The sequence below is a fragment of the Portibacter lacus genome (genome assembly GCF_021533215.1).
Taxonomy (GTDB): Bacteria; Bacteroidota; Bacteroidia; order Chitinophagales; family Saprospiraceae; genus Portibacter; species Portibacter lacus.
Map to the genome: position 1 here is coordinate 1 of NZ_JAJNKA010000012.1, position 13301 is coordinate 13301.

The following is a 13301-nucleotide window of genomic DNA, read 5'->3' on the forward strand; positions in this document are numbered from 1 at the left end:
TTGACCTTTTTTTTCTTAAACGTTTCACTAAATCTTCGACGTTGCCGCTCTGTCTGATTTAATCCAGAATGTTGTTTTCCACTCATAATTCTTTTAATTTGTGGTCAACTTATTTCAGGCAATGACAATAACCCCGAAAGATCTGTAAGCTGAGCGAGGGAGAAGTGTGTGAGGAAAGATTGCAGAGCTGAAGGTGTGCATTCATATGGTTAATATTCGAAAAACATTCATAGCCTCACTAGATGTGAGACGATGAGTTTTTCACAAGCCTGATTAAATGTAACATTCCTAGCCTTCAGTTGGAAAACGGACACGCGCTGAATGTGAGACCATGAGTTTTCCTCTCTTTAAATGTAAAGTAAGATCTGTAAGCTGAGCGAGGGAGATGAGTGTGAGGAAAGATTGCAGAGCTGGAGGTGTGAGTTTTTCTTTAAAATTCAATTCATCACATTTGAAAGAAAATGATATTATCTTCGCAATCAACAAAGCTTTTTTAACGAACTTTGTAAAGCAAAGAGAAATAAATGATTATTAAGTTAATAGGAGATCGTAGCGGCATATCGAGAAGCCAAGTAGAGAAAGTAATCACCCTATTCAATGAAGGTGCAACCATTCCCTTTATTGCCAGGTATCGTAAAGAGCACACAGGTTCTCTAGATGAAGTCCAGATTTCAACCATTCAAAGCGAGTACAAGAAACTTCAAGACCTGATCAAAAGAAGAGAAAGTATTCTTAAGTCCATCGAAGAACAAGGTGAACTTACTGCTCAACTCAAATCCACAATCAACGATTGCTGGGATGAGAAAAAACTCGAGGATTTATACCTTCCCTTTAAGCGAAAAACCCAGACCAAAGCAGCAATCGCTAGAAAAGCTGGATATGAAGGACTTGCTAAAATTATCATGTCTCAGAAATCAGACAACATCAAAGAGCAAGCAAGGAGATTCGGTAAAGTAGAAGAAGCCATAGAAGGCGCTCAACACATCATTTCTGAATGGGTCAGTGAGAATCCATCGGTCAGAGATATCATCAGAAATACATTTTCCAGAAAAGCCATGCTATATGCGAAAATGGCAAAAGGAATGGAAGAGAAAGGAGAAAAATTCAAAGACTACTTTGACTTTCAAGGTTATCTCAATAAAACACCTTCGCATAGACTCCTCGCAGTATTAAGAGGTGAGCAAGAAGGCATTTTGAAAGTGAAAGTCGATGTGGATTTCGAAGACGTAATGGATAGAATCTGTCGATATTATATCAAAAGAAATAGCGATGCTGTTCCCTATCTTGAAGATGCGATCCAAGATGCATTAAAGCGATTAATCTTACCGTCTATCAGAAATGAAGTCCTCAAAGATGCGAAGGAAAAAGCAGATGATGAAGCGATACGAGTATTTACTCGAAATGCTGCTGAATTATTGCTTTCTGCGCCGCTCGGAAGTAAGCGAATTCTAGGAATAGATCCAGGATTTAGGTCGGGCTGTAAGGTCGTATGCCTAGATGATTCAGGAAACTTATTGTACAACACAGCCATCTATCCACATCCTCCTCAGAGTCAGATTGCCGCAGCAGAGGAAGTGATATTGAAATTGGCAAAGAAATATAAAATAGAAGCAGTAGCAATAGGCAATGGTACAGCAGGACGAGAGACCTACCAGTGGCTCAGGAAAACCTCGCTAAATGATAGTGCTGAAATATTCTTGGTCAATGAAGATGGAGCCTCTATCTATTCTGCCTCAGAGGTAGCACGTGAAGAATTTCCGGATAAGGACTTAACCGTTCGAGGATCCGTTTCTATCGCTAGAAGATTGATGGACCCATTGGCAGAATTAGTGAAAATAGATCCGAAATCTATCGGTGTTGGTCAATATCAACACGATGTCAATCAAAAGAAACTTAAAGAGAGCTTAACTGAGACTGTTGAATCTTGTGTTAATAAAGTAGGCATCAATGTGAATACAGCAAGCAAGCATTTATTGAGTTATGTTTCTGGATTAGGTCCTACGCTAGCATCGAATATCATCGATTATAGAACAAGCAAAGGCAAAATTGATAGCATTGAATCTTTGAAAGAAGTGCCAAGACTTGGAGATAAGGCTTTCGAGCAGTGTGCTGGATTCTTAAGAGTAAAGGAGGGGCGAAATCCATTAGATAATACTGGAGTGCACCCTGAAGTATATGGATTAGTACGCAAGATGGTTAAGGACACGGGGAAGACCATCAGTCAAGTAATCGCAAACGAAGAAGTACTGAAATCCATTGACCTAAATAAATATACTACAGCAGAAATCGGACTGCCTACACTGAATGATATTCTGAAAGAACTAAGCAAACCTGGACTAGATCCAAGAGAAAGTGCGAAACCAAGGGAGTTTACAGAAGGACTGGAAAGTATTAGTGATCTAAGATCGGGTCAAGTCGTTAGTGGCATTGTTACGAATCTAACAAAGTTCGGAGCATTTCTAGACATTGGCATAAAAGAATCTGCGCTACTTCATATTTCACAGATTGTGGATCGGTACATTTCGGATCCAGCAGAAGTCTTGTCTATTAATCAAGAATTGCAGGTAAAAGTACTGGAAGTCGATGAATCTCGTAAACGAATTAGTGTAACGGCTAAAGGATTATGACCCAACTTGAGCAATATATTAAAAGTTATTTCGGAATTTCTGAAGCACATCTCAACGCTATTTCTAAGATGTTCAAGGAAGAGCGAATTGAAAAGAATGACTTTTACCTCAAGAAAGATCAGTTCTGCAATAAACTGAGTTTTATCACTGAGGGCAATCTTCGAATCTTCGATATCGCGGCTAATGGAAAAGAAATTACACAATGGATATCTACACCAGGAGATTTTATTACCGATCTATCCGGATTGATTTTTCGAACAAAGGCCCGTCGTGATATTAAAGCATTATCGAACACAAAATTATACACGATTTACAGAACCGATTATGAACTTATAGGAGGTGAAGTTCCAAATTGGGATAAGTTAGAGAAACTATTTATTGCCAAGTGTTTCATCACCTTAGAAGACCGCATCTTTTCTTTTTTGTCAATGTATTCTAAAGAACGATATGAACACCTTTTCGCTTATAAGCCATCTTTGTTTAATGAAGTTCCTCTACAGTATCTCGCTTCCATGCTCGGCATGTCACCTGAAACTTTAAGCCGTATTCGTTCAAATTCTTGATTTATATCAAGAGACCAACCTGAAGATGTCTGCAACTTTGTAAAAAAAGTTATGAGACATTCATTAAGAACAGAAATCAAAATCAATGCAGCGCCATCAAAGGTGTGGGCAGAATTAACAAACACGGAGTCTTACCCAAGTTGGAACCCATTTATCAAATGGATAAAGGGAGATTTGGCAGAAGGAAATAGAATATCAGCCATGATAGGAAATATGAAATTCAAACCAATGATACTGAAGTGTGAGAAAAACAGAGAATTAAGGTGGATAGGTAGACTTTTGATGCCTGGAGTTTTCGATGGAGAACATAGATTTGAAATTATCGATCAAGGTGATGGAAGTTGCACTTTGAAACACAGTGAAAAGTTCAAGGGAATATTGGTGGGGATGTTCAAGAAGAAATTGGATACTGAAACGTTAGATGGTTTCAAGGCAATGAACGAAGCGCTGAAACTAAGATGTGAAGAATAAAACAGCAACTAAGCAGAATCAGTTCTCTGAAGAGGCTCCTTTCGCAACATGTCGTTTGATTTTTCTGGAATCAAATCTGGTGATGCTTTGGTAGTCTCCATTGTTGTACACATGTGACAGTCCCCAATCCATAATACCTACAGGATCATCATCAGAAGTAAGCCCTCGATTAAGACCGATGGCATGTGGAGCGCCTTTGATAGATGCTTTAATGTCGAAATTAATACCGTCGGGAGACCACTGAATGGTATTTTTCTCTGGGCCATCTGTAGTGATTAAAGAAGCGATTCCGCCTTGATATGGCCAGACACAAATTTCATGACCGCTATTGCTGATCGGATTATAAGGTGATTTAACATATGGGCCTTTAGGATGATCAGCAATGGCAACACCGTGGCGGATTTGGCGTCCTCCGAATGTGATTTCTTCACCCATTTGTTCGCCCTTATAATAAAGGTAGAACTTGCCTTTGTAAGGGATGATGCATGGATCATGTACTTTGTGACTATCGAAATCACCTTTCTTTTCTACGGCAAATCTGTTCTGACTTTCGCCTTTCCATACACCATTGTCAGCAGGACTCAAAATGGGTTCTTCACTTTTAGTCCATGGTCCATCAGGAGATTCAGCCCAAGCCAATCCGACTTGATTCTTCACTCTCACATTGTATGGAGATTTTACGGTTTGGTAGCACAGATAGTACATACCTTCGTGCTCCATAATTTCAACGGTGAACACAGATCGATCATCATAACTACCACTTGGGCCTCTTTCGACTGCTGGCCCTTCTTCTTTCCAAGTCCAACCATCCTCAGAGGTGGCATACCAGATATCGCATCTGTCCCAAGGAAATACTTTATCCTTATCGATGTCTCCACCGAAACCTTGAGTGGGCCCAATACTTCTTGAATACCACACATAGTACTTTCCGTTAATTTGTATAAGTGCACTTGGATCTCTTCTCACGATACCTTCCTCATAAGCCAGATCACCTTTTAGCTGCTTCATTTGTCCGAATTCTAAAAACCACTCATTCCCTATATTCGGCCATTTCAATGCTCGCTTAGTCGCTGCGCTTAAATGCTTAGCATCTGTAATTCCAAGTCGATCCATTTCTTCTGGAGTAGGAGTAGATGTTACAGATGCTTCCTGGTTCTTAGAATTGTAGCAGGAGGTAGTCAGTAGAAGGAAGGATAGAATAACGAAGTTTCTCATCGGGATTAAAATCTAGTTTGCCAATATTAAGCGGTTACATTTTTTACTATCATTAAAATAAGAAAACTGTTGATTATTTCTTTTATAATTGGGTCACTAAAGAAAAAGAAACAATTTTCTTTTAAACTTTTAACTTTACTGGACCGTTGAAAAAAGAAACAAAAATGGAAACTACGAGAAGGAAATTTATTCAGTATTCGGGGCTTGGAGTAGCATCTTTGTTATTCGCGCCGAAGGCATTTGCAAGTAGTTTCTCTACAGGTGAATTCAAACTACTTCGTAACAACGTAGGTTATTTTACCGGCAGTGGAGGGACGATAGGATGGTTAGTGAATAAAGAAGGAATTGTGGTAGTTGATTCTCAATTTCCAGATACGGCGAATGAATTGATCAAAGAAGTAAGAAAGCAAACGGATCGTAAAGTTAATTACTTGATTAATACGCACCACCATGGTGATCACACCGCAGGAAATATTGCCTTTAAAGATATCGTAGAGCACGTGTTCGCCCATGAAAACTCTAAGAAGAACCAAGAGCGAGTAGCTAAAGAAAGAGATATTCAGGATAAACAACTTTATCCAGATATGACCTTTAAGAAGGAATGGTCAACGAAGGTGGGAGATGAAACGATTTCATGTAGTTATCACGGTAGAGGACATACGGATGGAGACATCATCACTCATTTTGAAAATGCGAATGTAGTGCATATGGGTGATTTGGTGTTTAATAGAAAATTCCCATACATAGATAAATCGGCGGGTGCACACATCGGAAATTGGATCTCAATTTTGGACAATGCAGTTAAGAAATTTGATGATGATGCAAAGATCATTTGCGGACATGCTGGAGATGGTTATGATATTGTTGTTAATAAAGAGGATATTAAAGCATTTACAAATTATCTTGAGCAATTAATGTTGCAAGTTGAAAAAGGCATAACTGCTGGAAAATCATTAGACGATATGAAAAGTGAAATGTCTATTGTGGCAGGCGCACCTGATTGGAAAGGAAAAGGCATCGGAAGGAGTTTAGATGCTGCATATATAGAATTAACAGAAGAAAAATGACAAAAATAAACATGAAGCGCGTTAATGACAAAGTTCATTTTCGAGCATATAATAGTAGTGGAAACATAGCTTCCATGGATGGATCTCCAGGAATAGGTGGTGAAGGAAAAGGTGTAAGGCCGATGGAATTATTACTGATGTCAATGGCAGGCTGTAGTTCTATAGATATTGTTTCTATTTTAGAAAAGATGAGACAAGGCCTCGAAACTCTAGATGTTCAGGTAGAAGGTTTCAGAGAAGAGGGAGCAGTTCCGGCCGTGTTTACTAAGATACATATCCATTATGTATTAGGAGGAAAGTTAAAGGAAGAGAAGGTGAAACAGGCGATAGATATGTCCTTAGGTAAATATTGCAGTGTTTCTAAGATGCTTGAAAAGGCGGTGGAAATTACGAGTTCATACGAGATTGTCTAGGCAATAACCTGTCGCTTTTAGGAAGGTATCGAGAAAAGTAAAGCTTTCCAGGTGAAATGCAATACGCTCTGTTTTCCTAAAAGACCTTTAATAAGTGGTATCATTTTTCAATGAAGAGGTTATAACTTGTGTAGGAAATAGTGAATTAATTATCTACAGGGAGGTCATATCAAATCATGATAATCTAGAACATTTTGGTAAGCTTATCTTAATCCTTTCCATTTAGCATTCTTTTTAGCGAATCTAATTACAAGAATATCCTTTTTGATGCTTTAGCGTTAGCATTAACATTTTGTAATGCATACAATGTTATCTGGATATTTAACCAATCTTAATTTCATTTAAAAAAAATTGACCACGAGTCAGCTTTTAATTCTTCAAATTGGTCTAAATTAAAAACAAACACTTGCAATGTCATATCAGATATAGAATGTAATTCTCTTTTACATTTCGTCGCCAAATAATTATGATATTTCATAAAAATTTTACTAGTATTGTCCAAGGATTAACACCCATTAGATTTTTACGGATAAAACAAAGCACTATGAAAAACCGCTTTTTGACTAGCATGTTTATGCTATTGTTTGTTTATGCCTCCTTCGCTCAAGTTGGAGAAACAAAATCAATTTCAGGAATAGTTAAAGACCAAGATGGAATTGGGTTGCCTGGTGTAACCATTTATACACTGAATAATATCAGTAATGGAACCATTGCTGATGTTAATGGTGAATTCCAAATGACCGCCGCTGTCGGAGATACCTTGTCATTTTCATTTATAGGGAAGAAAACAGTTACTAAGGTTGTCTCCTCACAAAATGTATATGATATTGAGATGTACGATGATGGAAAACTGTTAGATGAGGTGCAGGTCGTTGCCTTTGGTACACAAAAGAAAGAGAGTGTAATCTCATCTATACAAACTGTTCGGGTCGGTGACTTGAAACAGCCCTCAACCAACTTAACGAACACCTTAGCAGGGAGAGTTCCAGGGATTATTTCTTATCAAACTTCTGGAGAGCCAGGTAGGGATAATGCTCAATTTTTTATTAGAGGTGTAACTACTTTTGGGTACAAAACAAATCCACTAATACTAATCGATGGTTTCGAAGCATCCACTAATGATCTTGCAAGATTAGAACCGGATAATATAGAAAGTTTTTCGATTCTAAAAGATGCCTCCGCTACCGTGCTTTATGGTCCTAGAGGGGCGAATGGAATTATTCTAGTTGTCACAAAATCAGGAGCTGAAGGTCCAGCAAAAATTAATGTAAGGTTTGATTATCAAGTAGCTTCACCTACTAGAACTAACGAATTAATCGATGGTGTTAGTTATATGAAGCTTTATAATGAAGCAAGAGTTTCAAGATATCCATTGCTAGGTACTTATTATAGTGAGCAAAAAATCCAATCTACAGCAGATAATGTTGATCCTAATATTTTTCCAAATGTAGATTGGTATGATGAGTTATTTAAGACTTCTACACAGAATACAAGAGGGAATTTTAATATTTCAGGTGGAGGAAAGGTTGCTACTTACTTTGTAGCAGGAACTGTCCAAAACGAAACTGGACTTCTAAAAGTAGATCCGAAAAATAATTTCAATAACAACATCAACATTAACCGAGTTCAATTAAGAAATAATGTCATTTTTAAATTGACACCAACGACTAAACTGGATACTAGATTACAGGGTCTTTTCGAAAGATATACTGGACCTCAAGCACCGGCAAACGATATTTTTAATATGGTTATGAACTCTAATCCTGTTGATTTTCCAGCAGTTTTTGAGCCGGACTCAGCTAACTTATACACGGATCATATCTTATTTGGAAATACATTTGTAACTGGAAATCTTAAGCAGAATCCTTATGCTGAAATGGTGAGAGGATACGAAGATAGAAATGTTAGTTCTATAACAGGTATGGCGACGCTGTCACAAGAATTAGATTTTGTAACGGAGGGTCTGAAAATGCAGGCGAAAGCGTCGGTTAATACATGGAGTAGCTACAGTAGTACACGTTCATATGATCCGTTTTACTATGATCTAGAGTCTTATAATCAGATTACAGGCGTTCACGAATTGTTTCCTCTTAATGCAACATCAGGAAGACAATATTTAGGAGATGTTAATCCAGGTAGAGATGCAACAGCGCATTATTATTTCGAAGTAAGAGCGAACTGGGCAAGAGAATTCGGAAAGCATAATGTAAGCTTAATGAATGTGGGAACAGCGGAAGAATATTTGTTGACAGGTGGAAATAGTCAATCTATTTATGAGACGCTTCCACAGAGAAATATGGGAACATCAGGAAGAGCTTCTTATAATTTTGATAGTAGATATTTTGTTGAATTTGCATACGGATATAATGGATCTGAGAAATTTAACGGTGACAGACGTTTCGGATTTTTCCCTTCTATAGGAGGTGGATGGATTGTTTCAAATGAAAAATTTTGGACACCACTGAAAGAAGTGATTAATACTTTAAAATTCAAATTGACATATGGTCTTGTAGGAAATGATGCCATCGCAGCAAACGCAGATCGATTCTTCTACTTATCTGAAATTTCTAAAGGTGGAAGAGGTTACCGATGGGGATCGACATTTACCAATGCTTATGGTGGTTTCGAGATCAATAGATATGCTAATCCAGATATAACATGGGAGGTTTCTACTAAGTCTAACTTGGGGATAGAACTTGGCATGTTTAACGGAGACTTGAATGTACAATGGGATGTTTTCAATGATGACCGAAGACAAATTTACCTAACAAGACAAAATTTCCCATCAACGGTTGGTTTAGAAGCAACAATAAATGGAAATGTGGGAAGAGTTGCTTCATGGGGTCATGAGGGTTCTATAGATTATCAAAAATTCCTAAATAAGGATTTATGGATTTCTATAAGAGCTAACTACACTTATGCCGATAATAAGTATGTAGACTTAGATGAAAAGAATTACGCTGATGAATACCTGAAGAGAGAAGGACATTCTATCAATCAACGTTGGGGACTTATCGCTGAAAGACTTTTCGTGGACGAAGAAGAAATTAGAAATTCTCCTAAACAAGATTTTGGTACATACCAGGCGGGAGATATAAAGTATAAAGATATCAACGGAGATGGAATTGTGAACGATAATGATCAAGTTCCGATTGGTCTTCCTGCTATACCTCTTATTCAATATGGGGTTGGGTTTTCAGGAGGATACAAAGGATTTGACGCTTCCTTCTTTTTCCAAGGAAATTCACAAGTTTCCTTATTTATCAACCCAGGAACTGATGATAATGGTATTGCACCATTTGCCAATAGAAGAAATGCACTTTCTATAATTGCTGACGATTATTGGAGTGAGACCAACCCTGATGTTTATGCATTCTGGCCGCGTATTTCGATCGATCCATTGGATAACAATATCCAACCATCTACATGGTGGCTAAGAGATGGATCTTTTGTGAGGCTTAAAAGTGTAGAGATCGGATATAACATTCCGCAAACCTTATATAAATCATCTGCCTTACAAAACTGTAGAGTGTACTTAAGTATGCAAAACATGTTTGTATTCAGCAACTTCGATTTATGGGATCCAGAGATGGGAAGTAACGGCTTAGGCTATCCGCCGAATAAGCTTGTTAACGTTGGCGCACAAATTTCATTTTAATATTCTAAATCATCTGATAGTGAAAAAATTAATAGGATTAATAGTCGTAGTATTTACCATTTTTTCTTGTTCTGATTATTTGGATGTGGTTCCAGATAATACCTTGACATTACAAGATTTATTTAAGCAGAAAGAGGAAGCATGGGATGCTTTAGCAAAAGTATATAGTTATCTTCCTAACATAGATCAGACACATAGTTCTGAATGGATAGCAGGAGATGAATGGTTAGGTCGGTTAGACCTGAATTCAGAAACAGGAAATCTAAGAGGGATTAGACTTATGAGAGGCTTGCAAACGGTTTCAGATCCATTATTAGGATTTTGGTCAGGAACTGGAGGAGCTCAGCCATTATATGCTGGGATTCGTTCGGCGAATATTTTTCTCGAGAACATTAATAATGTTCCCGACATGACTGATGAAGAGAAGAAGAACTGGTCAGCTCAAGTCAAATTTTTGAAAGCGTATTATAGCTTTATATTAGTTCAGCATTATGGACCGATTGTAATCGCTGACGAACTTATTCCACCTGATGCGAGCAAAGACGTATTATTCCAGAACAGATCATCTGTAGATGAATGCTTCGACTACATTGTAAATTTGATAGATGAGTCGATTCCGGATTTAAAAGAAAAGTCAAGTTCTGAAGAATTTGGACAAGTGAATCAACTAGCCGCTAAGGCGATTAAAGCAAGAGTTTTATTGTTTAGAGCAAGTCCATTCTTTAATGGAAACAATGAATACTTCGGAGATTTTGTAGATAAAAATGGAAGTCCTTTCTTCCCACTGAATAAGGACAACGAAAAATGGAAAGCTGCATTAGATGCGGTGAATGAAGCGATCAGCTCATGTGAGTCTAGCGGAGTTCAGTTGTATACTTATGATAAAGAACCATTTCCATTCGATGCAAGCGCATATAATTCGAATAATGAGGCAATGCAAACATTGTATGACCTGAGAATGGTCATTACAGATCCTTGGAATGAAGAATTGATCTGGGGTTATTCTAATATCAATATTTACGGCCAAGGAGAGTTAGCTCATTCATCTAATATTAGACTTCCAGAAGGTTATGGAGGTGGTGTGACTAATACTCCTTCATATTCATGGCAGTGGATGGGAGCAACTTACCGAATGGCGGAAAGATATTATACGAAAAATGGACTTCCTATAGATGAAGACAAGACTTATAACCTAGAAAGGAAGTGGGATATTGTAATCACTCCTGGTGTAGAAGATTCCACTTATAAGTCCTTAGATGGCTACATGCAACCAGGTTCTGAAACCATTAATCTTTACTTAAATAGAGAGCCTAGATTTTATGCAAATTTAGGGATAACTGGTGGTTACTGGAGAAGTCACGGTGTTCGAATTAACACGATGATGTATGGCGGAAGTGACGGTGGATATAATTCATCCCAACACTCTACGGATTTTATTGCAACTGGAATCGGTGTGAAAAAATTCGTTCATCCTGAATCTAAATCTGGAGCATGGCAAAGAACGATTAAGTTTCCATATCCGATTATCAGAATGGCTGATCTATACTTAATGAAAGCAGAAATACTCAATGAATACAATGGTGGACCATCTCAGGAAGCTTATGATGCAATTAATAAAGTAAGGAGAAGGGCAGGAATTCCAGATGTAGAAGCAGTATGGTCTAATAATGATTTGGTTAATACATTGAACAAACACACCACACAAGAAGGATTTAGAGACATTGTTCTACAAGAAAGAGGTATAGAATTAGCTTTCGAAGGTCAGCGGTTTTGGGATATGATAAGAACGAAAAGAGCAGTATCGGAATTCTCATCTGCTGTATGGGGATGGACTCATACTGGAGAAACAGGTAGTTCTTTTTTCAATTTGGAATTAAAGCAGCAAAGAAAGTTCAGTATTACAGAGAATCTGTGGCCTATTGACTTAAATGAAATTAACACAAACTCGAATTTAGTCCAAAACCCAGGGTGGTAATTTAGGACAGAAATTATTTGATAAATGAAAAACAAATCAAAATGAAACATTCTATTTATATCGTATGTGTCATGCTCTTAATAGGAACTTTGTTAGGTTCTTGTTTTAAAGATCCGGAGATAAATAATCCCGATAGCACTCCACCGTCGCCTCCTACTGATATTACGTATAAGGCGTTATTAGGTGGTGCGAGAATATTCTACACTATTCCTAATGATGAAGACTTACTAAGTGTAAACGCTTCCTATACAAATGCGGGTGGTAAGAAATTTTCATTTTCAGCTTCCTATTTTAGAGATTCTTTAGATGTTATAGGATTCGGAGATACGGCACCTAAGAAGGTCGAAATTTTCTCTTTAGACAGAGCAAATAACAAATCTGAAGTTGTAACCTTAGAGGTGGTTCCATTAGAATCTGCTATTTCTAGAGTTGCTAATTCTATTGAACTCAAACCTGCATTTAGTTCTTTTTTCATTGATTGGGAAAACGAGCTGGAGCAGAGTATAAATGTTTATGTAAAATTCAACTACAACGATGGCGGAACAAACAGAGAATTTACTTCTGTTTTCTCTTCTAATTTGCCTGTTGAGCGAAGATTTATAGACAACTTGAATTTGCCTGAAAACGAACAAGTTAATGTCAAAATTCAAGTTGCAGATATCTATGGGAATTTTTCTGATTTTAAGGACTTCGGATCTATTTCTCTTCTAAGTGATGATGAATTACCTAAGTCGGGTTGGTATTTGCCGCAAGCGAACGACTCGATAGGAGGTGTTCCACAAGGCTTTGGTGATGGATTAGAAGGAAGACTAAGATATTTAGTAGATGGGATTATCGATAGAGGTGATAATTTGAATTTCATGCATACACACAGTAGAGGAAGAACAGGAAACTCAGCTGATGGTAACATGCCATGGAACGTAATCATTGATCTAGGTGCTGAATATAAATTGAGCAGAATTTTAACCCATCAGAGACACTCTGGAGGTGTCGAAAATATTAGTAGGGGACAGTATTATCAGTCAGAAAATGTCGGAATATATGAAATGTATATCTGGGATGAAGATGCTCAAGCGTGGGAATTAATTACAGAGCACAAGATCCCTGTTCCTGTTGGAAAAAGTGAGCTGGAATTTGTTAAGCTTGGTGAAGCAGGTGACTTAGCTTATATGTTTCCTGATGAGCCTCAGTTTACAAAGCCTACCCGTTATTTCCGCTATAGAGCGATGAAAAGTTTTAACGCTAATTATACAAGAGAAGATGCAAATTGTCTTTCCGAAATCACACTTTACGGTAAGAAAGTAAATTGACA

General features: G+C 37.6%; 9 protein-coding genes. 8 read left to right on the forward strand and 1 reads right to left on the reverse strand.

Features of this window, described 5'->3' with window-relative positions; translation table 11 throughout:
- The first annotated feature begins 524 nt into the window (after nt 1-524).
- Genes L2586_RS18120 through L2586_RS18130 form a run of 3 tightly spaced genes read left to right on the forward strand, consistent with a single transcriptional unit; the run spans nt 525 to nt 3661 of the window.
- A complete protein-coding gene (locus L2586_RS18120) occupies nt 525-2627 on the forward strand; it encodes a Tex family protein (protein WP_235294355.1) in 2103 nt (700 codons plus the stop codon).
- The gene (locus L2586_RS18125; RefSeq protein WP_235294356.1) at nt 2624-3190 is read left to right on the forward strand and encodes a Crp/Fnr family transcriptional regulator; all 567 of its coding nucleotides are present in this window, start codon (nt 2624-2626) and stop codon (nt 3188-3190) included. Before L2586_RS18120 ends, L2586_RS18125 begins: the two co-directional genes overlap by 4 nt.
- A 51-nt stretch (nt 3191-3241) precedes the next feature.
- Nucleotides 3242-3661 (forward strand): SRPBCC domain-containing protein, encoded by a 420-nt coding sequence (locus tag L2586_RS18130; protein ID WP_235294357.1) that lies wholly within the window; start codon nt 3242-3244, stop codon nt 3659-3661.
- 18 nt (nt 3662-3679) lie between these two features.
- On the opposite strand, the gene L2586_RS18135 is transcribed toward L2586_RS18130, so the two are convergent.
- Nucleotides 3680-4774, reverse strand: coding sequence for a glycoside hydrolase family 117 protein (locus tag L2586_RS18135; protein WP_348535563.1), 1095 nt, complete (start codon nt 4772-4774; stop codon nt 3680-3682).
- A gap of 266 nt (nt 4775-5040) precedes the next feature.
- Here L2586_RS18135 and L2586_RS18140 point away from each other — a divergent pair, with 266 nt between their 5' ends.
- The 5 genes from L2586_RS18140 (at nt 5041) to L2586_RS18160 (ending at nt 13299) form a co-directional block, all read left to right on the forward strand.
- A complete protein-coding gene (locus L2586_RS18140) occupies nt 5041-5943 on the forward strand; it encodes an MBL fold metallo-hydrolase (RefSeq protein ID WP_235294359.1) in 903 nt (300 codons plus the stop codon).
- A complete protein-coding gene (locus tag L2586_RS18145; RefSeq protein ID WP_235294360.1) occupies nt 5940-6356 on the forward strand; it encodes an OsmC family protein in 417 nt (138 codons plus the stop codon). Before L2586_RS18140 ends, L2586_RS18145 begins: the two co-directional genes overlap by 4 nt.
- 544 nt (nt 6357-6900) lie before the next feature.
- The gene (locus L2586_RS18150; RefSeq protein ID WP_235294361.1) at nt 6901-10014 is read left to right on the forward strand and encodes a SusC/RagA family TonB-linked outer membrane protein; all 3114 of its coding nucleotides are present in this window, start codon (nt 6901-6903) and stop codon (nt 10012-10014) included.
- A gap of 19 nt (nt 10015-10033) precedes the next feature.
- Nucleotides 10034-11989 (forward strand): RagB/SusD family nutrient uptake outer membrane protein, encoded by a 1956-nt coding sequence (locus L2586_RS18155; protein ID WP_235294362.1) that lies wholly within the window; start codon nt 10034-10036, stop codon nt 11987-11989.
- A gap of 41 nt (nt 11990-12030) precedes the next feature.
- Entirely contained in the window at nt 12031-13299 is a 1269-nt protein-coding gene (locus L2586_RS18160; RefSeq protein WP_235294363.1) for a DUF4959 domain-containing protein, read from the forward strand.
- The last annotated feature ends 2 nt before the right edge of the window (nt 13300-13301 follow it).